At 45.2% G+C, this 24537-nt stretch carries 22 protein-coding genes; 20 read left to right on the top strand and 2 right to left on the bottom strand.

Annotated elements, in window-relative coordinates:
• Window positions 1-20 precede the first annotated feature (20 nt).
• The 4 genes from ACTQ50_RS02050 (at window position 21) to ACTQ50_RS02035 (ending at window position 3620) form a co-directional block, all read left to right on the top strand.
• Entirely contained in the window at window positions 21-1493 is a 1473-nt protein-coding gene (locus ACTQ50_RS02050) for a hypothetical protein (RefSeq protein WP_441482764.1), read from the top strand.
• A gap of 105 nt (window positions 1494-1598) precedes the next feature.
• Complete coding sequence (locus tag ACTQ50_RS02045; RefSeq protein WP_441482763.1) at window positions 1599-2873, top strand: hypothetical protein; 1275 nt, start codon at window positions 1599-1601, stop codon at window positions 2871-2873.
• 355 nt (window positions 2874-3228) lie between these two features.
• On the top strand, window positions 3229-3378 hold the full coding sequence (locus ACTQ50_RS02040) for a hypothetical protein (RefSeq protein ID WP_226818826.1): 150 nt from the start codon (window positions 3229-3231) through the stop codon (window positions 3376-3378).
• An 86-nt stretch (window positions 3379-3464) separates the two neighbouring features.
• Window positions 3465-3620: a response regulator gene (locus tag ACTQ50_RS02035; RefSeq protein ID WP_226818828.1), complete on the top strand. Its 156-nt coding sequence runs from the start codon at window positions 3465-3467 to the stop codon at window positions 3618-3620.
• An 86-nt stretch (window positions 3621-3706) separates the two neighbouring features.
• Here ACTQ50_RS02035 and ACTQ50_RS02030 read toward each other — a convergent pair whose 3' ends face one another.
• Window positions 3707-4585 (bottom strand): helix-turn-helix domain-containing protein, encoded by an 879-nt coding sequence (locus ACTQ50_RS02030; protein ID WP_441482762.1) that lies wholly within the window; start codon window positions 4583-4585, stop codon window positions 3707-3709.
• Between the two features lie 304 nt (window positions 4586-4889).
• Here ACTQ50_RS02030 and ACTQ50_RS02025 point away from each other — a divergent pair, with 304 nt between their 5' ends.
• The 5 genes from ACTQ50_RS02025 to fucO all read left to right on the top strand — a co-directional run bounded on the left by ACTQ50_RS02025 (window position 4890) and on the right by fucO (window position 9968).
• Complete coding sequence (locus tag ACTQ50_RS02025; protein ID WP_441482761.1) at window positions 4890-6125, top strand: galactokinase; 1236 nt, start codon at window positions 4890-4892, stop codon at window positions 6123-6125.
• Between the two features lie 154 nt (window positions 6126-6279).
• The gene (locus ACTQ50_RS02020) at window positions 6280-6873 is read left to right on the top strand and encodes a hypothetical protein (protein ID WP_441482760.1); all 594 of its coding nucleotides are present in this window, start codon (window positions 6280-6282) and stop codon (window positions 6871-6873) included.
• Complete coding sequence (locus tag ACTQ50_RS02015) at window positions 6857-7915, top strand: response regulator (protein WP_441482759.1); 1059 nt, start codon at window positions 6857-6859, stop codon at window positions 7913-7915. Before ACTQ50_RS02020 ends, ACTQ50_RS02015 begins: the two co-directional genes overlap by 17 nt.
• A 160-nt stretch (window positions 7916-8075) precedes the next feature.
• On the top strand, window positions 8076-8657 hold the full coding sequence (locus ACTQ50_RS02010) for a TetR/AcrR family transcriptional regulator C-terminal domain-containing protein (protein ID WP_441482758.1): 582 nt from the start codon (window positions 8076-8078) through the stop codon (window positions 8655-8657).
• Window positions 8658-8822: 165 nt separating this feature from the next.
• Window positions 8823-9968 carry a lactaldehyde reductase gene (gene fucO / locus ACTQ50_RS02005; protein ID WP_441482757.1) on the top strand — a complete coding sequence of 382 codons (1146 nt, stop codon included), beginning with the start codon at window positions 8823-8825 and terminating at the stop codon, window positions 9966-9968.
• A 46-nt stretch (window positions 9969-10014) separates the two neighbouring features.
• On the opposite strand, the gene ACTQ50_RS02000 is transcribed toward fucO, so the two are convergent.
• A complete protein-coding gene (locus ACTQ50_RS02000) occupies window positions 10015-11238 on the bottom strand; it encodes a dicarboxylate/amino acid:cation symporter (protein WP_441482756.1) in 1224 nt (407 codons plus the stop codon).
• Between the two features lie 326 nt (window positions 11239-11564).
• Between ACTQ50_RS02000 and ACTQ50_RS01995 the strand changes: the two genes are divergently transcribed.
• The 11 genes from ACTQ50_RS01995 to ACTQ50_RS01945 all read left to right on the top strand — a co-directional run bounded on the left by ACTQ50_RS01995 (window position 11565) and on the right by ACTQ50_RS01945 (window position 24395).
• A complete protein-coding gene (locus ACTQ50_RS01995; RefSeq protein ID WP_441482755.1) occupies window positions 11565-12203 on the top strand; it encodes an ATP-binding response regulator in 639 nt (212 codons plus the stop codon).
• Entirely contained in the window at window positions 12200-13087 is an 888-nt protein-coding gene (locus ACTQ50_RS01990; RefSeq protein ID WP_441482754.1) for a hypothetical protein, read from the top strand. The genes ACTQ50_RS01995 and ACTQ50_RS01990 overlap by 4 nt, the downstream gene beginning before the upstream one ends.
• Window positions 13087-16005, top strand: a complete 2919-nt coding sequence (locus ACTQ50_RS01985) for a toll/interleukin-1 receptor domain-containing protein (protein WP_441482753.1) — start codon at window positions 13087-13089, stop codon at window positions 16003-16005. The genes ACTQ50_RS01990 and ACTQ50_RS01985 overlap by 1 nt, the downstream gene beginning before the upstream one ends.
• A 134-nt stretch (window positions 16006-16139) precedes the next feature.
• Window positions 16140-17411, top strand: coding sequence for a DNA polymerase Y family protein (locus ACTQ50_RS01980; protein ID WP_441482752.1), 1272 nt, complete (start codon window positions 16140-16142; stop codon window positions 17409-17411).
• A 3-nt stretch (window positions 17412-17414) separates the two neighbouring features.
• Window positions 17415-18683 carry a 2-hydroxyacyl-CoA dehydratase subunit D gene (locus ACTQ50_RS01975; protein WP_441482751.1) on the top strand — a complete coding sequence of 423 codons (1269 nt, stop codon included), beginning with the start codon at window positions 17415-17417 and terminating at the stop codon, window positions 18681-18683.
• A gap of 233 nt (window positions 18684-18916) precedes the next feature.
• The gene (locus ACTQ50_RS01970) at window positions 18917-20419 is read left to right on the top strand and encodes an extracellular solute-binding protein (protein WP_441482750.1); all 1503 of its coding nucleotides are present in this window, start codon (window positions 18917-18919) and stop codon (window positions 20417-20419) included.
• A 5-nt stretch (window positions 20420-20424) separates the two neighbouring features.
• Window positions 20425-20565 (top strand): hypothetical protein, encoded by a 141-nt coding sequence (locus ACTQ50_RS01965; RefSeq protein WP_441482749.1) that lies wholly within the window; start codon window positions 20425-20427, stop codon window positions 20563-20565.
• Between the two features lies 1 nt (window position 20566).
• Entirely contained in the window at window positions 20567-21385 is an 819-nt protein-coding gene (locus ACTQ50_RS01960; RefSeq protein ID WP_441482748.1) for a sensor histidine kinase, read from the top strand.
• Complete coding sequence (locus ACTQ50_RS01955; protein ID WP_441482747.1) at window positions 21382-22086, top strand: sensor histidine kinase; 705 nt, start codon at window positions 21382-21384, stop codon at window positions 22084-22086. Before ACTQ50_RS01960 ends, ACTQ50_RS01955 begins: the two co-directional genes overlap by 4 nt.
• The gene (locus ACTQ50_RS01950) at window positions 22055-22507 is read left to right on the top strand and encodes a response regulator (protein ID WP_441482746.1); all 453 of its coding nucleotides are present in this window, start codon (window positions 22055-22057) and stop codon (window positions 22505-22507) included. Before ACTQ50_RS01955 ends, ACTQ50_RS01950 begins: the two co-directional genes overlap by 32 nt.
• Before the next feature lie 169 nt (window positions 22508-22676).
• Window positions 22677-24395 carry an acyl-CoA dehydratase activase gene (locus ACTQ50_RS01945; RefSeq protein ID WP_441482867.1) on the top strand — a complete coding sequence of 573 codons (1719 nt, stop codon included), beginning with the start codon at window positions 22677-22679 and terminating at the stop codon, window positions 24393-24395.
• Window positions 24396-24537 lie beyond the last annotated feature (142 nt).

Raw genomic sequence — 24537 nt, 5'->3', positions numbered from 1 at the left:
AATAGAAATGAGGGATGTCTATGAAAAGGAAAAAATGCAGTGCACTTTTAAAAGGTAGCCTGGTTTTGGCAGCAGTATTGTTCATGGAAAGCAGTGGAGTGAGCGGGCTTGGGCAGCAGCTGGCAAAGGCGGCGGAAGAAGCAAATAAAGAATATGGAAAATACGGAACCTTTGACGTGAGTAATTCAGCAGAAGCTGCGAAAGAGGGAGACGTGATCGGAGAAAAAGAAGTTGGGAATGAAGAGGAAAGCTCTGAGGAAAACGCAGAAGATCATGCAGAAGAATCCTCTGCTTCCGTAGGAGACAAATTTTCCCAGCTGGGAGAGGGAAACGGGCTTAGCGGTGCTCCAGGCAAAATTCCTTCTATTGCAGACGGACAGAATGGAACTGCCACAGAAGAAACACCATCACAGTCAGATTTCTCTGCTGCTACTGGAGTTCAAGAATATAAGGCAACCGATATCACCGATTCCGCAACCAGCCTTAAGGTTGCCAGAGGATACGCACCTGCTGATTATACCGTAGACGGTCAGGCCATCTGGAACGGCACCTGGCAGAGTCTTGGCGCGCCTGCCCAGGTTTACCTTACGGCAATGAGCCCGGATGAGAACACAGTGCTGGGCTATTATTCCCTGGCCTGCTATGAGCAGATTGTGGAATACTCCCAGAATGGCTATTCCTTAATGGAACATCAGGACGGAGTTTTTGACAGCCAGACCATGACCCCAATGCTCACGTTCATGACGGCGGATACTTACTGTGATTATCTGGCACAGACCATTCTCCCCGGCCAGCAATTGGAATTTTGCAGCCAGGAGGAGATTACACAGGAAACCCAAAACCGGATGGATGCAAAGGCAAATGAATTATATCAGCAGACCAGCCAGCTGTTTCAGGGCTCTGGCTACAATGTGGATGGGGCTTACGCGGGTGTGGTGCAAAGGGAATATCAGGTAACCTTAAATGGATATCCATTTAAGCTTGTGATGATCGCGGCAGTTGATGGAACCCAGATAAGCTTTAACGGTGAATTTGCCTATAATATGGGATCTGTGAACCAGACTCTGATTGCCTGGGAATCCCCCTGCAGTTATTTTATGCTGACGCCGGAAAGTGAGTTTGAGGCAAATCAGGATGTGTTTACCCAGTTTGTTCTGAATACTATAGTCAGCGACCAGTTTACCCAGGCTTTGATGAATGTGAGAAACCAGCTTACTCAGATGGGAATACAAAACTACAGCAGTATGAATGACATTACCAGCGCCTGCCAGAGCAGCATGAGTTCTTCCATGGGAACTGAGGATACGTATACTACAACAGATCAGTTTTCCGATTACATTTTTGACCAGAACGATTATACCCTTTCCAATGGGGATCATGTGAAGGTACCGACTTCTTATGATTATGTGTATGAGGGAACGGACGGAAATGTATACGTCAGTGACAGCAGCTTTGACCAGCCAGGGGGCTCTACCCAGCTGTATCCAAATTAGCAATTGGTTTTGTGGTATGCTTTGCTCCAATTTAGTCGCCTAAGATTATTTTGGTCTGAGCATAAACGTGTAATAGAAATATGAAAAGGGAGGATTACCTGAAATATGAAAAAGATGAATGAGAAAAAGAAATATCTGCTTTCCACAGTTCTTGCTACCAGCCTGCTCTTTGGCAGTATCATTCCGGTCAAGGCCGAAATAAAGTTAGGAGAACTGGGCGAGGAAGCCAACCAGATCGCAGCACCGGTAGCTGGTGTCTCTTATTCCTCAGATGTAGTGGCGTTAGATGACCTTGGGATTTCGGTTGCGCCATCAGATTATGTGGCAATCCAGCAGGTTGATGGCTTTGTTTATATTTATACACAGGAGACGGATTGTATCCCTTACGTGATCGTAGGCTATTACGATATGGTGGCGGAGGATTTTGCCAGTCAGTTTACCCAGTATATGACGGAATCCTATGAGGATCTCCAGGTGATGTCTCCAGAAGCGGCAGTAACTGTGGGGGACCGGGAATATACCTACATTCAGTATTCATACAGCGTAAGCGGTTATACAGTGCGTGACAGCCGACTGTTTCTTCCGGAAAATGGCAGAACCTATATGTTTGGTGCAAAAGAGATTCCAGAGCTTTCCCTGTATGTAGGAAGCAATCTGGAAGAAGTCGCAGGAAGCTTTGCGTATCTGGCTGGCGGGGACAGTGATTATGCCAAGCATGTAGACAGCACCCGTTCCGTAGTTCCGGATGCCCAGGCGACAGTAGACAATATTGAAGATACCGTTGGGGACATTGTAGAAGAGCAGGGCTCCGGCGACTCCAATATTGCAGGCGGAACAGTAGGGGACAACAGTGGGACAGCTGGGGGAAGTGCAGGTGGAACCACTTCTGGCACAGAAGATTCTGATGTTTCAGACAGCAGCGCTGGATACAGTTCCATTACTTTTTCCCAGGATAAGGCGAATTATGAAGGAACCTGGGTGCCTTTCGAAGATGGTTTCCAGTTATATCTGCCAAGCGCATGGAACACCTATGAATTGACAGAGGATCAGGTAAACCAAGGCGTTCTTTACCTGGCTGGAGATGCCTCCGGTGCAGACACAGCACCGGCGGTTTCAGTAGTATGGGCTTACAGTGACGGCGCCGAGACCATCAATGATCTTGCAACTGCGATCCGTCAGGGCGGCTATCAGGTTGATGACCTGGTTTCCATCAACGGAATCCCCTGTGTTTCCTACCGCCTGGAAGATGGTGACTGCAGCGCGATCATGTTTTTCCATCCCACCAACAAGGACTATGTATTCTGCGTAACCGCAACCCAGTACACAGCCAATGTGGATATGATCTGCTCCATCCTCACTTCCCTCAGCCTGGCTTTATGATCATTTAGGCGAGATACACGAATCAAGAAAACAAATTCCCGTTCAGATTTTCCTGTTATCTGGACGGGAATTTTTTATAAAAGAGAAGTTATCAGGGACGCCCCGCCATAGGCGGAGAATCCCATGTTCTATGGTAGGTTGCTATGTAAATTATGGTATTAAAGAAATGTACTGCTTTAATAGACAGAGGGTTTCTTCCTTCGAACAAACCATAGGGCTGCCAGATAATCCTGTAAAAAAGTCAGTGAAAACCTTGCATAAGGAGATATCGGAAATATGGATATCACTGGAATAAGCACCAAAAACAAAAGAGTTCGTAGTGTACATATGCAGCCCTGTCTGGGAAGTTGCATAAATGGATAAATATTCGGGAATCTGTAAAACAGTGGGACGGACGATCAGACTGGTAATCGTTCCGTCTTCTGTTTCTTTATACAATTCTGTTAACATCATTTTTACGTCCGAAGGTTCCAGAGGCGGAACATATTGGGGCGGTAAATCCTGAAGAATTCCATTTTGGATAAAAGCCGCCAATCCTTTTTCCGAGAAAATAGTTACATAATTTTTCTGAATGTTCCGCAATACGGAAAAATGTCTTTCAAAGTGCCAGTGATCGCTGTTTCCGCCAATGCCTTTGATGAGGATATGGAAGCGTCACGGGCAGCTGGTATGAACGGACATCTGGCGAAGCCGATCATGGCGGAGGCGCTGCTTAAGACGCTGGGACAGATCATTAAGTATAAATGATATGTAATATTGTAATATGAAAAGCCTGGCCGAAGATAGAGTAATGTCTGTTTGCCAGGATTTTTTGCTGAAATAGAGAGAATGGTTTATCTATGCTTTCGGTATTCCCGGGGACTGCATCCCTTTATTCTTGCAAATACTTTGGAATAATAATTCGGATCTGAAAATCCAGCCTTGTCAGCTACCGCGCTGATTGGCTCACCAGCCTGCAATAACTCCAGGCTTCGCTCGATCCGATATTCCTGCAGAAAGGCAAACAGAGTAGTATTCATATGACGCTTGAAAAGCCGGGTACATTCGCTTTCGCACAGGTGGATGTGTCTGGCAATGTCATTTAAAGTGATCTTATTTTGATAATTTTCCTCTATGTAGGACAGGATCTTCTTGATCCGGTCGTATTCCAGGGAGTTTTCCCGGGAAGCCTGGGGTTCGTAAATAATGTGCTCCAGAAGAAGCCGCCACATGGATTGCAGGCAGATTGTAATATCTAGCTCGTAAAAATCTGGTTTTTTCTTGTCAAGATCAATAATACGGAGAAGATACTCGCGAAAGGGCCTATGCCATGGCTCGCTCTGGTTGATACAGAGGGCGGGGAGCAGGGAATCCTGAAGGACAGGATCTACATATTTGCTGTTAATGGTGCTTTGGAAAAATCCGTAGATCAGTCTGGGATCAAAGGTTACGGGAATGTAGGAGCAGTCCTTCTGATCTTCCATTGTGCCAGAATGGAGAGCACCGGAGTTGTTGAATACAATATCACCTTCTTTTAAGTGGTAAACCATATGGTTGACCTTGTAGCACATGGTGCCTTTTTGCACATAAGTAATCTCTATTTCCGGGTGCCAGTGCCACATAAAGTAACCGGACTCATATTCCGATAGTTTCTGGTAGCTGACCAGGAATGGAAACTGTTCATTGCCGTGCTGTTTTAATTCTTTTTGAAACTGATTGGTTATGATCTGCATGCCAAACCTCCCGGGAAAAATTTTATATCCTGTGAACTGTATAGGATTCCATATGTTCAAAAATAGAGAATTACAATAAAACGCATAAATTTACCTGTATTATACATCTATTAAAGATAAAAACGCAATATATTACTTGTTTTTCGCAAGTTATTTAAGGTAATGTAAAGGGAATGCATGTAAAATGGAATTAACTTGATGAGAGATCCAGATAAGCACAGATGAAGCGTAAAATATGCACTGAAGCTTCTGGAATACAGAACGTAAAATTATAACAATATTAACAAAACAGGAGAGATTAGCCATGAATTTACCAGAAAAAGCAAACCTTGAAAAAATCTATGGAGAGAGCAGCGCCTGCGCAGCCCGTTTCCAGAATCTTGCAGACAAATTTGCCAAAATCTACAAGCATGACCATGCAGATTTCTTTACTTCCCCTGGAAGAACAGAGATCATCGGAAACCATGTAGACCACAACGGCGGCAAGGTAATCGCAGGAAGTATCAATCTGGATACCATCGGCGCAGCAGCACCAAATGGAACCAATGTGATCCATATCACAAGTGAAGGCTACAGAGACGAGATCGTAGTCGACCTTGACAAGATCAGCAGAGCCAATTATCCGAAAGGAACCTTTGCCCTGGTTGCAGGTATGATGGAAGGTGCGAAGAAGAATGGCTTTCAGACAGCTGGTTTTGATGCCTATGTAAGTACCAACGTGATTGCAGCAGCAGGAGTAAGCTCCTCTGCATCCTTTGAAATGCTGATCTGTGTCATCATTGATTACTTCTTTAACGACAGCAAGATGACTTACACAGACTATGCAAAGATCGGTCAGTACGCGGAGAATGTTTACTGGGACAAGGCTTCCGGAATGATGGACCAGATGGCATGTGCAGTTGGCGGCCCGGTTCTTTTCGACTTTGCAGACAGAAATGACCTGAAATACAGCAAACTTGATTTCTCCTATGGAAAATTTGGTCACAGACTGGTGATCGTAAACACAGGAAAAGGCCATGCAGATCTCAGTCAGGAATATTCTGAGATCCCAGGTGAGATGAAAGCCGCAGCTAAGGTGCTTGGAGCAGAGCTTCTTCACGAGACCACTCTTGAGAACCTTCTGGCACATGTAAACGAGATCAAGGACGACAGAGCAATTCTTCGTTCTATCCACTTCTTCGAAGAGACCTCCCGCGTAGAGCGTTCAGCTAAGGCCATTGGAGAGGGAAACTATGAGGAATTCCTGAAACTGATGGATGAGTCTGGAAGATCTTCCTGGGAGCTGCTTCAGAACTGCTACTGCATTAAAGACTGCCATGAGCAGAAGATCCCGCTTGTTCTTGCCCTTACCCAGCTGTTCTTGAACAAGATCGGCGGCGGTATCTGCCGTGTACACGGCGGCGGATTTGCAGGTGTTATTGCAGCTGTTGTCCCGGAAAATGAGATGGAGAATTATGTAGAATACATTTCCCAGTATGTTGGCAGAGAGAACGTTTATCCAATGGATATCCGTGCAGTTGGAGCTGCTCATATCGGCTGAGAAGAAGTCTGAAATATTAGTCTGAAATTATCTGATTTATTTCAGAAAATTCCAGTATTTCGCTTGCTATTTTTCCCTGATAATTATATTATCATCTATAAGAAGCATGTCTTCCATACGGAGGGCATACTTTTTTTAGAAATGAGAGATTTTTATGAGTTTGAGAAATCATGGAAGAGATGAGGAGAAAGGATCAGGGAGCAGCAGTTATGGAGCTTTTCTGCTGTTGTTTTTGCTGGTCACTCTTTTTATCACAATTTATACTTATATCCTGCAGCAAAATTACAGCTATAATACTCTGGAGGTGGCGGTGGACCGTGACATAGAATGTTCTGATGCCATCCACAAGCTCGTTTCCAACAAGTTTACCAGAGAGGATTTCTCGGAGATCAATGAGCTTAAGGATATGGAATCTGAACGATACAAGAAGCTTCAGACGAATTTAAATGAGATCCGGAGCATGAATTCCACCAGATATCTGTACACAGCCAAGCGAAACGAGGAGGGCAGGCTGATCTATCAGATTGATGGACTGGATCTGGATGCAGCAGATTTTGCTTTTCCGGGAACTTATATTGAGGAAGAAATGATCCCTTATATTGAGAGGGCACTTTCCGGGGAGAACATATATTCCCAGGAGATTGTAGATACCACTTGGGGGCATATTTTTACGGCCTGTTATCCGGTTCGTGCGACAGATGGCTCTGGGGAGATTCTGGGAGTCCTTTGCATTGAGATGGCTTTTTAATATGTCCCATGATATCCGGACACCTATGAACGCCATTATCGGTTACGCGGAGCTTGCCCAGAAGCATTTGCAGAATTCGGATATGCTGGGAAAATATATGGACAACATTCGGGTATGTGGACAGAAGCTTTTGTCCATTCTGGATAATGTACTGGAATTTGCAAGAATTGAGAATAATCAGATCACCCTGGAAGAAACGGTCTGCAAAGTAGGAGACAGCGTTGATTCCTGTATTGTGATGTTTCATTCTTCCCTTGAAGAAAAGCATCAGACACTTACGTTTACCAAGGAGATCCGTTATCCCTATGTGTACATGGACAGTGCACATGTAAGTGAGATCATCCTGAATATTATCAGTAATGCGATCAAATATACCGGCGATGGAGGATCTATTACCTGTAGCCTGAAACAGGAGGAATACCAGAAACAGATTTTTGATTCCTTTTCCAGAGAACGTTCTTCTACCATAAGCGGGGTAGAGGGAACAGGACTTGGCATGGGAATTGTGAAAAAACTGGTGGACATGATGAACGGCACCATAGAAATCCAGAGCAAGCTGGGGGAGGGTTCTGCTTTCACGGTGAGATTTCCAAGCCGGATCGCAAGGCAGGAAGAAGCACAGCCCAAACGGGCCAAGAGCCAGTTTGATAAGCAAAAGCTGGAAGGAAAACGGATCCTTCTCACAGAAGACAACGATCTGAATGCAGAGATCGCCACAGAGCTTTTGCAGGAAGAAGGGCTTATTCTGGAGCGCGCGGTAAACGGCGTAGACTGTGTGGAAAAACTGGAAAAGTCCCAGCCTGGATATTATGACATGATCCTTATGGATATCCAGATGCCGGTTATGAACGGCTACGAAGCAGCCCAGAAGATCCGCAAGCTGGAAGATCCGCTGAAGTCTCAGATTCCCATCATTGCCATGACGGCCAACGCATTTGCAGAAGACAGAGAGAAGGCACTGTCCGTAGGAATGGATGCCCATGTGGCCAAGCCCATCAATATGGATACGCTGATCCCTGTCTTACTGCGGTATTTACAGTGAAAGTCCTGGACGGCAGTTGCGAAGCAACTGACTTTCATATATGGTGATGTCGCCGAAGGCGACATGTCCGTTTAGTGAGCAAGTAGTATAAAGCAGAGTGGAAAAAGCAACATTACTGTTTTTATCCATGAAATTTTTTGAAAAATAAGGTGACCTGGTAATGGAAATAAACAATCAGAAATCTGTCAAAGGTGAGAAAACCAAATACAAACTGGCGCATTCCATGAAGGAATGTATGCTGACTACCTCTGTGGAGAACATTACCGTGAAGCAGATCGTGGAGAACTGTGGGCTTACCCGGCAGACCTTTTACCGGAATTTTCTGGACAAGTATGATCTGATCAACTGGTATTTCGACAAGCTGCTTCTGAAATCATTTGAGCACATGGGCCGTGGAAAGACAGTCTATGATGCTCTGGTGAAAAAGTTTACTTACATTCAGGAGGAGCAGGCCTTTTTTGCGGCAGCGTTTCGTTATGATAATCAGAATTCCCTGCGGCAGCATGACTTTGAGCTGATCCTGGATTTCTATGAGAATCTGATCCGTGAAAATACGGGCAGATCTCTGGATGAGGATACCCATTTTCTGTTGGAAATGTACTGCCAGAGTTCCATTTTCATGACGATTAAGTGGGTTCTGGGAGAAATGGAGTGTACGCCAGAGAAGCTGGCGCAGATTTTGGTGATGGGAATGCCAGGAACGCTTGAAAAACTTTTCACAGAGTCTGGCATCTTAAACTAAGGAAAATTGCCAAAAACAAATAATCATATTTGTGCTTAATAGACAAAGTTACAGAAAAAGTGACATTTTGCTTTATCTGTAACTTTTCTTTTTACTTACTAGTTGTTAATATAATAACAAAGTTAAGGCGCAACAACAAGAGCGCAGAAAGGGAGATTGTTTATTATGGCAAACAGAATCAATTTAAACGGTACCTCTTATCATGGAGCAGGAGCAATCGCAGAGATTGCAAACGAAGCAAAGGCACGTGCATACAAAAAAGCATTTGTCTGCTCTGATCCGGATCTGATCAAATTTAACGTAACAAGTAAAGTTACAGACATTCTTGAGAAAAACGGTCTCGAGTATGAGCTGTATTCCGATATCAAACCAAACCCGACCATCCAGAACGTACAGAATGGTGTGGCTGCATTTAAAAAATCCGGAGCTGATTATATCGTAGCAATCGGCGGCGGTTCTTCTATGGATACTGCAAAAGCAATCGGTATCATCATTGCAAACCCGGAGTTCGAGGATGTGAGAAGCCTTGAGGGAACAGCACCGACCAAGAATCCCTGTGTTCCGATCATGGCAGTTCCGACCACAGCTGGTACAGCAGCAGAGGTTACCATCAACTACGTAATCACAGATGTTGAGAAGAAGAGAAAATTCGTATGCGTAGATCCACACGACATGCCGATCATCGCAGTTGTTGACCCGGAGATGATGTCTTCCATGCCAAAAGGACTTACCGCTTCTACAGGTATGGACGCTCTGACACATGCTATCGAGGGTTACACCACAAAAGCTGCATGGGAAATGACCGATATGTTCCATCTGAAAGCAATCGAGCTGATCTCCAAATCCTTAAGAGGTGCTGTTGATAACACTAAAGAGGGACGTGAGGGAATGGCTCTTGGACAGTACATTGCAGGAATGGGATTCTCCAACGTAGGTCTTGGAATCGCACATTCCATGGCACATACCTTAGGTGCTGTATATGATACTCCTCACGGTGTTGCATGCGCTATGATGCTTCCGATCGTTATGGAGTACAACCAGGACTGCACAGGTGAGAAATATCGTGAGATCGCCAGAGCAATGGGCGTAAAAGATGTTGATTCCATGACTCAGGAAGAGTACAGAAAAGCAGCGATCGACGCAGTCAGAAAGCTTTCTGTTGATGTTGGAATCCCGACCAGACTGGAAGCGATCAAAGAAGAGGATCTTCAGTTCTTAGCTGAGTCTGCTCATGCAGATGCCTGCGCTCCAGGAAACCCGAAAGACGCAAGCGTTGAGGATCTGAAAGCTCTGTTCAGAAAGATTATGTAATAAGCAAAAAAATTCCCAGGCAGAAATGCCTGGGATTTTTTACATGTTAATCATCCAGCTTGATTTTCTCTTTCAATACTACACATCCAGCCATATCCCCAATGACGTTGACGCAGGTAGCACCCATATCGCAAAGGGTATTGATACTTATGTATACGCCCATAACACCTGCCGGAAGACCTGCCATGGTAGCCAGTGCTGCGAAAGAAGCAATGGCACCGCCTGGGATTCCAGGAGTTCCTACAGACAGAAGTACGTTTGCCAGAAGGATTATGATCATCATGGAAATGCTCACGTTAATTCCGCAGGCATTGGCAAAGAACATGATCATAAAGGACATCAGAATGGAAACTGCATCCATGTTTACAGTAGCACCAAGAGGAATGGCAATACTTGTGATCTTGTTGGAGACACCCATTTCTTCTTCCATACACTGCTTGCTGATGGGAATGGTAGCAGAGCTGGAGCAGGTTCCAAATGCATTCAGGGCTGCGGGAAGCATGGCCTTGATAAATTTGATGGGGCTTTCTTTTCCAATAAATTTTACTGCACTGCCGTACACGATAAAGGCAAATCCGAAGAACGCCACATACAGGATGATCAGCTGTGTAGCCAGTGAGATGATGGTCTCAGTACCGTTGGCCTCTACAACCGGAACGATGGTACAGAAGACACCGATAGGGGTGAAGTACATAACCGTGCTGATCACCTTCAGACATACTTCATTGCAGGAGTCGATCACTTTCTGAAGTGCGGCTCCCTTTTCCCCGATGGCAATCAGGGTGAAACCTACGATCACTGCGAATACCAGTACCTGAAGCATATTTCCGTTGGCAAAAGCGGCAACCGGGTTGGATGGGATCAGGTTCTTGATGGTATCCAGAATGCTGGTCATCTCAGTGGCCTGGATATCGGATGTAGCCATCTCGAACTTTACATTTTTTCCAAGGTTGATCAGTCTTGGGATGATCAGACCTGCAAGGCTGGCAAGTGCTGTGGTGCACAGGAAGAAGATCATGGCCCCTGCGGTGATCTTACCGGTAGTACGGGCATTTCCAATACTGGTGATACCCATTACAATGGAACAGAACACCAGTGGAAAGATCATCATGTTCAATGCATTCATGTAAATGCTTCCGATGAGACTGGTTACAGTAAGCACTGGCTCATACCGGCCAGCCAGAAAGAGCCCGGTGAGAATACCAAGGATCAGTCCGATGAAAATTGCGGATGTGATATGTTTTTTATACCACGAATAGAAATTTTTCATTTGTTCCCTCCTAAAAACGAATATTGTAGTATTTTACCACATTTTGCAGAAATAAAAGTTACGAAAGTATTACTTTATTAAGGAAAGTATGTATGTTTACACAAAAAACAAGAAGAATCTGGACATATTTCCTACAGGCGTGATATACTGAATTTAACAGAATTGCCGGAATCTGACAGGGGAAAAGTTACCGCTTATTTCTGTCAGTTACCGGCTTTTTTCTTGCAGTTTATTTCGGGAAAAGATGAAGGAAAAACAAATGCAAAACGATTACGAAGAACTATTTGAGAGTATCCCCTGCGGAATCTTACAGTTGGAACTCCCTTTTGGAAATATTTGAGCCCTTTGAGCGTGCACCTGAGACAGAGAGTCTCCAGGGAACAGGGCTTGGCATGACCATAACCCGGAATCTGATTCATCTGATGAATGGAATGATCGAATTTACCAGCGAGCCAGGGAAGGGAACCTGTTTTCATGTGATCATCCCAATGAAGGCCTCTGAAATCCTGGAGAAGCCAGAACAGATTGAACATATAGAGGATGAGACTCCTGACTGGAGCCAAAGACGGATCCTGGTGGTGGAAGACAACGAATTAAATATGGAGATCACCTGTACCTTCCTGGAAGAGACTGGTGTTTCCTTTGAGACAGCAGTAAACGGAAAAGAAGCGCTGGATATGTTTGAAGCCTCTCCGCAGGGCTATTATGACCTGATCCTTATGGATGTCCAGATGCCGGTGATGAACGGCTACGAAGCTACCAGAAGGATCCGCAGCAGCAGTCATCCAGATGCAGTCCGGATCCCGGTGATCGCCATGACAGCCAATGCGTTTTCGGAAGATATCTATGCGGCCAGACAGGCGGGAATGAACGAACATCTCTCCAAGCCTGTAGAAATCGCAAAAATGTACCATATACTAAGAAAGTGGATGTCAGAGGAAAACACCAGGGAGGAAAATTTATGAAACAGCTATTAGATGAAACGAACAACTGGCTGTTGATACAGGCAGATTCCTGTGAGCAGGAGTGCATGAAAAAAGTATGCGAACAGGCTATGGAAGAGAAGAAGATTTCCTTCTGTGTGGTGTATGCCCTGGATCCAGCCGGATGCAAATTTACCGTGAGAAGCAGCACCGATGAAGTGCGTGCAAATGAAGCTGTTGCATACCTGGCAGAATCTGTCGGTGCAGGCGGCGGACAAAATGATGTGGCTGGAGGATTTCTGGCAGAATGCCTGCTCCTTGCCCACAGACAGAATGCTGACTATGAAAATTATTTTAAAGAAAAATTAGAGCGTTATTTTTCCCAGTATGAGATTGTGCGCTCAGAAGAATATAAAGCCGATCTGAACCAGATGAAGCGTTACCAGAAGAAAAAGACCAGGCTTGGTGTGGTTCGGACTTCTGATTTTCTCAATGAGGGAACCCCGATCCTGGTGAGAACCTTAGAAGGGGATATGGAATGCGTCAGCGGCCAGGACCTGTATATTATGATCGGGATCGACGGTGAGGTTTATCCCATCCGCCAGGAGAAATTTAACCATTCCTATGAGTTTACAGATGGGGAGCCGGAATATACCTGCGAGCAGGAGCCTGTGATCCACAACAACATTACAGGGGAAGCTTATTCGCTGGTTCCGCATATAATGACCTGCCAGCCAAGAGGGGAATATCATATTTATGCCAGACCGCTTGCCCAGTCCACCAAGGTTTTTACCCAGTGGGACAGATACAAGTATCTGAAGGGGGCAAAGGGGGATTATATTGCAGTCCGTGAGGACGATCTGTCAGACGTTTATACCATTGAACGATCTGTATTTTTCAGAAGCTACGAGAGGTGCGAAGAATAATGGAAAACTGGAAATATACTGCCTTCATCAGCTACAGACATAGAGGCAATGACGAATTTGTGGCAAAAACCTTACACACGATGATGGAGAATTACCGTGTACCATCGAAGCTTGCAGCCAAACTTGGGAAAAAGAGAGTAGGCCGGATCTTCCGTGATGTGGATGAACTGCCAAGCTCCAGCAGCCTATATAACAATATTGAGGAGGCACTTGGACAGTCTGAATATCTGATCGTGATCTGTACACCAAGGCTTCAGGAATCCAAATGGTGTATGCGTGAGATCGAGCTGTTCCAGAAGCTGCGGGGCAGCGATCACATTATTGCGGTTCTTGCTGAGGGAGAGCCAGAGGAGAGCTTCCCTTATGCGATCACCCATAGAATGGTAAAGGGAGAAGAAGTGGAGGTGGAGCCTCTGGCAGCAGATGTAAGAGGGGAGACACCGGCGAAGCAGAAGCATAAGATGAAGATCGAGCAGCTTAGTATTCTGGCTGCTATGCTCCACTGTGAGTTCGACCAGCTTCGCCAGAGAGAAAGACAGCGGAAGCTGCAGCGGGGAATCGCTGCAGGCGGCGTCAGATTTGCGGTAGTGGTAGCGTTTCTTGCCCAGACCGTGTGTGAGAATGTGAAGCTGCAGAGCCAGGTACGAAAAACCCAGTCCGCGCAGTCTTATCTTCTTTCTGAGTATTCCGATACCGCTTTTTCCGCGGATAATCCAAAGCTTGCCGCTATGCTTGCCATGGAAGGACTTCCGGAAAATTTAGGAAATGACCGTCCTTTTGAGGGTGCCGCTATGGCTTCCCTTACCAATGCTTTGCAGACTTACAGCTATCAGAAGGGCTATACCGCCAAAAATAATGTAGGAGCCCAGACTATGGATGCCCTTAAGGTTAGTCCATATGATGATTATGTGGCGTATGTGGATCTGAAAAGCTCAGATGATTACTGGATTCACTTTTATGACATAGAAGGGGATGAAACGGTAGCTGATTTCCCAGTGGATCCCCTTTACGCAGGACATCAGAGCTGTAATTCCAAAGTGATGTTCTTTGGTGATCACCGCTGTGTGATCGCTGGAAAAGAGAAACTCCAGGTAATCCATATGAATACCTTCCAGGCGCTCTGGGAGGGCGTATATGCAATGACGGTAAGCGTAAATGCGGACGAGACAGTGATCAGTGCCTTTAATACAGACACCAAAACCCTTACGTTTTATACCACAGAAGGGAAAATGATTTCAGAGCATACTTTTGACTGTGATGATGGCATGTATTATGGAATGAGTGACGATGGAAAATACGCTGCTTTTGGTGAATTTTATGATGAAGATGATGTGATGAATACTCTTTACATCCTGGACGTAGAGAGCGGCGAAATCGTGAAGCAGCTGGATGATAAAAAGTATGCAAGTATTGTATACAATGATACTTCCTGGACTGGCCATCAGCTGCTGGCAGTGGAAAAAGAGAATTATTATGTCTGTGTGGATATGGACGCAGATAAAGTTTACAGTACGAAAACACCGGTTAACTCGGATATCTGTTATGCTGATAGCCAGCGGGGCGTGTTTTATTACCGCAATGGCTCTGAACTGATCTGTGCAGATATGAAGACCGGGGAGACCTTGCAGGTCTATAAGTCTTCTGATAATATTGCGGACGCAGAGTATACGGGAGATGGAGAAAAGATTACGTTTGCAGTCTGCACCAGTGACGGATCTGTGGAATATGTGGACTATACAAAAGAACCATATAAGATTGGAAGTCTTTCTGGTGATGGAAATGGCTGCTCTGAAGTCCGCGTGGGAAAAAATTATATTGCCACATATCTTCTGAATGCATATGAGTTCCGTATTTATCAGCTGAATGAACGGACCGCTTCCAAAACAGGTACTATGAAGAAGGGATCTGACGAAAGTATTGACTATATCATCCGCCGTGAAGATATGATGATGGTAAATGGCAGCAGTAACTCTTATGCTGTGAATTTATCTACTCTGAAGGGTGCCCAGTTTAATGCAAAAGTATCCTATATGAACGTAATTAATGATTCTCTGGTAAGCTGTGACGAACTGGATGGAACCATCACAGTCTACGATTCCGAAACCGGAGAACTGGTGAAAGAGCTTCCGGACGGAACCGCTTCCAATCTGGAAGTGAATGGAGCCTTTATGGTAAAGTATGGTCTGCTGAAAGAGTATGACTATGAGAAATCAGAAGAAAGCGCAGAAGACCTGGAACCTGTTCACACAGAAGAAGTTCCTAAGAATTGTACACAGGCTTACATTTCTGTTTCCGGCTATTTGATTGAAGTAATGGATGGAGAGGAGGATGTGAATACTCTTTGCATTCTGGATCAGAACCGGAAAGAGATCCTTTCCCAGAAGGTCACAGATTTCAGCGGAAGCGCAGACTGTGATTATCTGCTGTATCAGCCAGAGGGCGAAAACGAGTATGTTCTTTACAATTATGTAGAGAAAAAAGAGATTACCCAAATAGATCTTGGTACTTTCTCCTGGATGGATAATATTCCTGGCTATTGTCTTCTTTGCAGCAGTGATAAAGGCGCCTTTGTGCTGGATGATTCCACCGGTGAAGTGCTGCTGACCATTGCCCAGGCAGATACCCTGTACAATTTCTATGCACCGGAAGGACAGCCCTATTTCGCAGCCTTGTATCTTTCTGATAATGGAGATACCAGACTGGATGTCTACAGCAGGGAGGCTACAGCATCTCCGATTGCGAAGATCAAAGGCGGCCTGGGTATGAATACAGATGGCGAGGTTGTTATCTATGATGGTGTGCGCACGCTGTATGCGGTGCCATTCCTTTCTCTTGAGGAGACCTATGAAAAAGGCGTGGAATTCCTGAATGGAGAAAGCCTGACAGAAGCGCAGAAGATTGCTTATCATTGTGATTGATAAATTGATAACGTAATAAACGAGCCAAAACATGCTTTGCAAGTTCTGGCTCGTTGCTTGCGTAAATAGGGCGGGGCGTGTTTTCACACGCTCCATTGCTGAATTAGTGCAAAATACCCATGGAGGTGAAGCGGATGGAAAGGCTAATCTTTCATGTAGATGTAAACAGCGCTTTCCTTTCCTGGGAGGCAGCGCGCAGAGTAAAAAATGGAGAGCCGGATCTGCGGGAAATTCCATCCGCAGTGGGAGGTGATCCCAAGAGCCGTACCGGGATCGTAGTCGCCAAATCCATTCCGGCGAAGAAATACGGCGTACAGACTGGTGAGCCTGTGGCCATGGCCCTTCGGAAATGCCCGGGTCTGGTTGTGGTTCCCAGTGATTTTCGCCTTTATACCAGAAATTCCCAGGCATTTAAAGCAATCTGTAAGTCCTACGCCCCTGCAATGGAATCCTTTTCCATTGATGAGGTGTTTCTGGATATGACAGGCACTTCCCTGATCTATCCAGATCCTATCGCCACAGCCTGTGAGATAAAGGACAGGATTTATCAGGAGCTTGGATTTACAGTAAACATAGGAATTTCCACCAATAAGCTTTTGGCAAAAATGGCGTCAGACTTTGAGAAGCCAAATAAAGTGCACACCCTTTTTCCAGAAGAAATTCCGGTGAAAATGTGGCCCCTTCCTATAAGAGACCTGTTATTTCTGGGAAAGGCTTCGGAAAAGAAGCTGATAGATTTCGGAATCCGCACCATAGGGGAACTGGCCCGGGAAAAGGAGTCCACCATTCAGACCCTTCTTGGGGAAAAGACCGGGCACCAGCTTTATCAGTATGCCAGAGGCATCGACGAGTCCCCTGTGCTGGAAGTGCCGGAGGAGAGCAAGGGCTTTAGTGTAGAAAAGACATTTAATGATGATATTGTATCCATGGAGCAGATCCAGCCGATTTTACTGGAACAATGCGATGTGGTCGCCACCAGAATGAGGCGGAAGGGGAAGAAGTGCACCTGCATTTCCGTTACCTTCCGAACCCTGGATTTCAAGAACCGTTCCCACCAGATGAAGCTTGGAAGTGCCACAGATGTAACGGATGAGATCTATGCCAACGCCAGAAAGCTGTTCCAGGAGTTCTGGAAGGGACAGCCGCTGCGGCTGATCGGTGTGGCTCTCACCGGACTTACGGAAGATGGGTTCGAACAGATGTCCCTGTTTGAAGACCGTGCAAAAAAGGAACAGAGGCAGAAACTGGATGCCACTCTTGACGCCATCCGCATGAAATTTGGGAACGACAAGATCACCCGCGCCAGCATTATGAACAGCAATGCCGGAATCGGGCGCAAGGCGAAGGCACAGATGGAGAATGAAGACAATAGGAAACAAAAGAATAATCATAATGAGGAAGACTAGACGATGGAAATTATTGAGACATTTGGTCATTATGTAGAAGATTTAACAAACACAAAGCCAAAGGGTGCAAGGTGGCTGCTGAAGACTGGCTGGGAGGCGCAGAACCTGAAATTTCAGTTTGCGCCGGATAAACGGCTTATGCCAGCGGATCAGTACCTGGCGCACCTGATGATGGATACTATGCTTCACCCTTTGAAAAATCCGGAAAGTTCCGCTATTGTAAGTATTTTTACCCCTTGTGAAATGCTTCAGGAGGTGGGTCTGCATCCCTATAATGTGGAGGGCTTTTCCTGTTATCTTTCTGCAAGCAGGGCGGAGCGCGCCTTCTTACAGCAGGCAGAAAATCAGGGATTCGCGGAAACCTTATGCAGCTATCACAAAACATTTCTTGGTGCGGCAAAAAAGGGACTTCTTCCAAGGCCAAAATGTATTGTGTATACCAATCTGACCTGTGATGCCAATCTGCTTACCTTCCGTACGCTGGCTGATTTTTACCAGGTGCCGTCCTTTGCCATTGATGTGCCCTGGCAGCAAGGTGAAGACAGTGTCTGGTATGTAGCAGACCAGTTGAAAGAACTTAAGAAATTCCTGGAAAAGAATACAGGACAAAAAATTTCTGAAGAGGCGTTGACAAAGCGGCTTATCCGCAGCAAACATACAATGGAAAATTATGAAAAATACCAGCAGGCCCGGGCAGACCGCTATGTTCCGGCGGATCTGGTTACCCCATTATATGCGGGTATGACTAATAATCTTTTGCTTGGAACTTTGGAAGAGGAAAAATACACCCAGCAGCTGCTGGAAAATATAAAGAAAGCTCCCGCAGCAAGGGGAAAACATATCTATTGGATGCATACCATTCCATTCTGGTCTGATGCGGTCCGTAAGGAACTATGTTTTAGCGAAAAGGCGCAGATCGTAGGCTGCGAGCTGGCAGAAACCTGTGAGCCAGATTTTGACCCGGAGAAGCCTTTTGAGGCTATGGCAAAAAGGATGGTTTATCATTCCCTGAACGGCAGTGCCCTGCGCAGAATTGAAGCGGGGATCCGTCATGCGAAACAGGCTGGTGCAGACGGCGTTGTGTGGTTTGGTCACTGGGGATGTAAACATACTCTGGGTTCCGCCCAGCTGGCCAAGAAGAAGTTTGAGGCAGCAGGTCTGCCTCTTCTGATCCTGGATGGTGATGGCTGCGACCGAAGCCACGGCGGAGAAGGACAGACCTCCACCAGACTTGGAGCGTTTCTGGAAATGCTATACGGTGAGGGGGATTAAATTAGTAGAAATCAGACAACTATTACTTGATAATATGCGTGTTTTCATCTATAATTTACATAAATGAACGTATAGTGCTATGAAATTGAAACAGAGCAGGGAGTGTTTTGTACGTGGCAGTAAGCAACCGCAGTGTGTTTACTGCCACTTTTTGTCTCGTTTGATGGTACGGGTCTAAAAGTGACTATGAACCGATTACCATTTTATCCTCATATAAAGATATGAGCGCATTTGTGGATCTGGTGAAAGAGAAGTATCTAGAGATCAATCTGGAAGTAATCCCATATAGTGGTAATAATTATTCAAGCTATGTATCTTCCAAGCTGGAAACGGGAGATATGCCGGATATTTACAGCACAAAGGCTTATGCACCGAGGCAGATGGATTTAAGTGATAAGTTGATCGACATGTCAGGCTATGATTTCCTGGGAAATTATTCTGAAACCAGACTTCATGATGTGGCAGATAATGGTGCGATCTATCTGCTTCTCTGCCAGATCCAGTATCCGGGCTATGGTTTCCAGTATTTATGCAACATACTGGATACGGATTTTCTGAATACCATTAACGGCCGTTACTGGCAGAATGATTTTCTGCAGGGAAATAAGAATATTTCCAATTCCCCGGAAATGCGAAAGAGCATGAATACCCTGGATAAATGGCGTGACATTGGAATGCTGAACGGGGATGGAGACGAGAAAAACGATTACAATACCAAAATGATCATGGCAGAAGGAAATACCCTGTTTCTGCTTGGAACGGTAAATAATTTCAGTGGAACGGATACAGAGGATGAGTTTGATTTCATGCCGTTTCTTTCTGAAGATGGAAGCAGCAATGCCTACATCGCCAATGTGACCAAATATATCGGATTAAACAAAAAACTGGAAGAGAACGGAAATGAACAGAAACTGGAGGATGCACTTCACGTTATGGAGATCATCAGTACTGTAGACGGTATGTGTTCCTTAAGTGCCGCTGAACAGAGTGATGTTCTGATCCCGCTGAAAGATTTTGAAATCCCGGAAGACAGTGCTTATAAATCTATGGAAGATGCTTTGAATGAGGGCTATGTGGCGCCACTTATTTACGATGGATGGGAGGATTTATCCGCTGGTGTTGGAGAAAAGATGCTTTCTTTTATGAAAGGAGAGTGCAGTGCCTCAGATGTGGCAGCAGAAATTGATGCAGAACAGAATCTGCTCCAGGATAATTCTGAGAGGGTTTATACCACAGTGACAGAAAAAATAGAGAAAACAGATTGTGCCAAACTGGTAGGAATCTGTTTTGCCAAAGCTGCTGATGCAGATCTTGCCCTTGTGTCTACCAATAAATGGTATACCATGGAGGGGGACACTGCCATGAATACAAAAGGAGTACAGTGTCCGCTGTATGCCATTCCGATCACGGAGCAGGAGATTACAGCCATGCTGCCTACCGGATGGACGGGAACCATTCAGACGGCAACCCTTACAGGAGCGCGGATAGAGGAACTGGCAGAAACCGGATTTGACAAATTCGGTGATGGAGAACATCTTTTCCCGTATACATTGGTTACTCCGGATAATTTTACAATCGAAAAAGACAAAACATACACAGTTGTTATATGTGGTGCTTCTGATGCCGTGCAGGAGGAAGGAAATATCCAGGATACCGGTATTGTGGGGCTTACTGTTTGCGAGGAGTATCTTAGCCAGTTTGATACTTTCTCTGCGTCTGATATTGTTTGGGAGTAAAATCGATGAAAAAAACTGCAACAGCACGCCCTGTCCCAAAGGAGAGGGCGGCAGTTCTGGTAACAAGGATTGTTGCTACAATGGCAGTGCTTGTTGTACTGGGAATTGGAGTATTTTTAGATCATCTATTATGGAATGGCTCATGATATGACTGAGCTGGAGCCTTATTTTAAGTGTGAGGCATATGAAGATGACAGCAGCATTTATGTAATTGACAGTGATGGATTAAAACTGTTTAGCAGCAGTAACGCCAATAATCTGCTTAGTGGCTATAATGTGTATACGGTACTGAAAAATATGGAGTATCGTCATGGAAGCACTTTCGAGGAAGCAAAGAAAGAATTAGAAGAAAATGGTCTTACCTACTCCAATGCTGTGCTGGATAATAAGGAATACTTTTATTCCATGTATCAGATGGAAAATGCGGAGTGGACACTGGTGTTTCTTGTAAGATCAGATGCAGTGGCCCTGAATACGGTAGATCTGGTGAATACAACAATCCGGATCGTTCTGGTCTTCGCTATATTTATGTGCTGTGTAAGTGGAGTAATTATATTCTGGCTGCAGAGAAGGCAGCAACGAAAAGAGTTGCAGATTGTTGAAAGCAATAATGAAAAGCTTGAAAAACTGAATGTGGAGCTGGAAGCGGCAAGCAAGGCGAAAAGCGATTTCCTGTCCAATATGTCTCACGACATCCGTACTCCGATGAACGCCATTGTGGGAATTACCGGACTGATCAACGATATTCTGGATATGAGCAGAATTGAGTCCCAGAAGGTTACGCTAAATGTGGAAAATGTCAGTCTTGCAGAGGAACTGGGGCAGATTGACAGTATGATCCGTCCACAGACTAACGAGCGTCATCAAAATTTCCGCATTCATATAAATGGCATTGTCCATGAGTATGTGCTCTGTGACGGAGTACGCCTGAGACAGATTATTCTGAATCTTTATCAAACGCAGTGAAATATACTCCTGAAGGAGGAGATATCATACTGGATTTCGCAGAGGTTTCCTGTGATGTGCCGGATCATGCAAAGTTCATCTGTACAGTGACAGATAACGGGTACGGAATGGCACCTGAGTTTGTACAGCATATTTTTGAACCATTTACAAGAGCAGAGAACTCTGTGCCCAATAAAGTACAGGGAACCGGACTTGGCATGGCAATCACTAAGAACATAGTGGAACTTATGGACGGTGAGATCCATGTTGAAAGTGAACCTGGACAGGGCAGCAGTTTTCAGGTGATTTTGACATTCCCTGTTGACACAAGAAAAGCATATTCAATTGGCGAAGAAAGAATCCTGCTTATTTCAGACAATGAATTGCTGACTGCAAATATCCGTGCAGCCGTGAGCCTGTTTTCTGTTGCTTTTTATGCTGTAAGCACAATTCAAACCGCAGGAGAATGGCTGGCACAGGAAAGTACAGATGTAATATTGTTGTCCGGATGTGAAAATAATGGCGCATTAAAACAAATTACAGATTTCTTACGGACAGCGGCGAAAAATGAAGTATTGGTTTTTAGCGTGGATTATGTCTTGAATGAACAGGTACAGGCTCAGATTCTGACTAATGATGTAGATGGCATTGTTCCAAGACCATTTTTCCTGTCGAATCTAGAGATGGCAATTGCAAAGGACAAATACGAATACTTCTGTTGATAAAAACAATAGATCCATTCTTCAGGGAATGCGTTTCCTTTGCGCAGAGGATAACGAACTGAATGCGGAGATCCTGAAAGAAATTCTCCATATGTACAATGCAGAATGTACCATCTATCCAAATGGTGAACAGATTGTCCAGGCATTTAAGACCGTAAGACTAGGAGAATATGATGCAATCCTTATGGATATCCAGATGCCAAGAATGAATGGCCTGGATGCATCAAGAGCGATCCGAAACGGAAGCAACCCGTTAGGCCGGACAATTCCCATCATTGCCATGACTGCAAATGCTTTTTCAGAAGATGTAAAACACTGTATGGAAGCGGGAATGAACGCCCATATTGCCAAGCCTCTTGACACAGTGTTGGAAAAAACAGTCCGCAGTGTGGTTTGCGGGGGGGGGCACAGAGTAAGATAAATAAAGATAAATAAAAAGAAATAAGATATAGAAAAAGCCAGACAGCACGATTACTTTCGAACTGTCTGGCTTTAAGTAATTGGTGCTTATTTTTTCATTGCAGGTGAAAGTGGTGTGTGATAAAATTGGTCACGCAGGAAAAATTTTGCTCTTAATGGAAAAGATAGGAATGAATAAGGTTTATTACGTCTGTAAATACACCCCCATTGAGCTTTTAAAAGCCTTTGGCGGGGAATGTGAAAATTTCAACCATATGCCGGATGGCTTTGACCTGGCTGACCAGGTGGCGCATCCGAATATCTGTGGCTTCGGAAAGACCCTTCTGGAAGCAGTGATGGAGGGGAAAATAAAGGAACTTGTGCTGGTAAGCTGCTGCGATACCATCCGGAGTGTTTATGATATCCTTCTGGAAAGCGGCAAGCTGGATTTTCTTTACATTCTGGATGTACTCCATTGTGACAGTGCCTGCAGCCGGGAAAGAATGGCGATGCAGCTGAAGGGGCTTGCGAAGGCCTATGGGGAGTATAAAGGAACCGCTTTTGATCCTAATGCTTTTGCAGATGCGTTTCAGGCACCGGAGAAAATTACAGAACCACATATTGCAGTACTTGGTGCCAGAATGGGACAGGAACTGTTCGAGATGACGAGTAAGGCTATGCCATATCCGGTTGAGAATGATACCTGTGTGCATAACCGGTCAGTGGGAAGTGTTCTGCCGCCGGAGGAATATCTTCTGGAAAATAAAGACGCCGCAGATCACAAAATTTCAGAGGAACAGTTTGACAGACTTATGGACTGGTATGCTGGCGAAATTCTTGGTCAGATCCCCTGCATGCGAATGATGGATCCCACTGGACGGAAGAAACTATACAACGATCCATCCATAGCCGGGATCATTTATCATACAGTGAAATTTTGTGATTTCTACAGTTTTGAATATGCGGACATTAAGAACCACACGGATGTGCCTCTTTTGAAAATAGAATCCGATTATACCATCCAGAGCAGCGGACAGCTGCTAACCAGACTGGAGGCTTTTGCAGAGAGTATTCAGCCGGAGACATTGGAGCAGACAGAAGCGGGAGACAGAAAGGATAAAGGTCAAATGGGAAAAGGATATTTTGCAGGAATTGACAGTGGTTCCACCAGTACAGATGTGGTGATCTTAAATAAAGAGCATGAGATCGTGACAAGCATTATCCTGCCAACCGGTGCAGGTGCGGCAATTGGAGCGGAGAGAGCTTTATCCGAGGCACTGGATAAGGCAGGACTGCAGCGGGAAGACATTGATGCACTTGTTACCACTGGCTATGGCCGTACTGCCATTAAGAGCGGAGATAAGAGCATTACAGAGATCACCTGTCATGCAAGAGGCGCCCATTTCCTGGATCCGGAGGTGCGTACCGTGATTGATATCGGCGGACAGGACAGCAAGGTGATCCGTCTGGACGAAAATGGCGCTGTGGCAAACTTTGTTATGAACGACAAATGTGCAGCCGGAACCGGGCGTTTTCTGGAAATGATGGCCCGCACCATGGAAATGGATCTGGATCAGATGAGTGAATGCGGGCTGGAATTTAAGGAGGATATCACCATTTCCAGCATGTGTACCGTATTTGCAGAGTCTGAAGTGGTTTCCCTGATCGCACAGAATAAAGCCACGGATGATATTGTTCACGGTCTGAATAAGGCAGTTGCAGTGAAAACTGCTGCACTTGCCAAACGTGTAGGCGGCGAAGAAAAATATATGATGACAGGCGGTGTTTCTAAGAACAGAGGTCTTGTGAAGACTCTGGAAGAGAAGCTTGGAACCAAACTGGTGATCAGTGAGAAAGCCCAGCTTTGCGGAGCACTGGGAGCGGCGCTGTTTGCGGTGGATATGGCGTAAGACAAAAAAAGCTGCGGTTTGCTGGATATCAGATAGAAAATATGGAAAATAAGATCGTATAGAAACAAGGGCATTGTTTGCTTCTTTGCAGGAAGAAGAGGACAATGTCTTTTTTCTATAAATTTTATAATAGAACCCCTTG

Origin of the sequence: Blautia sp. Sow4_E7, assembly GCF_052116245.1 — a bacterium.
GTDB lineage: Bacteria > Bacillota > Clostridia > Lachnospirales > Lachnospiraceae > Blautia_A.
The sequence above is the reverse complement of the archived record's forward strand: the minus strand, read 5'-3'. Positions and strand labels throughout refer to the sequence as shown.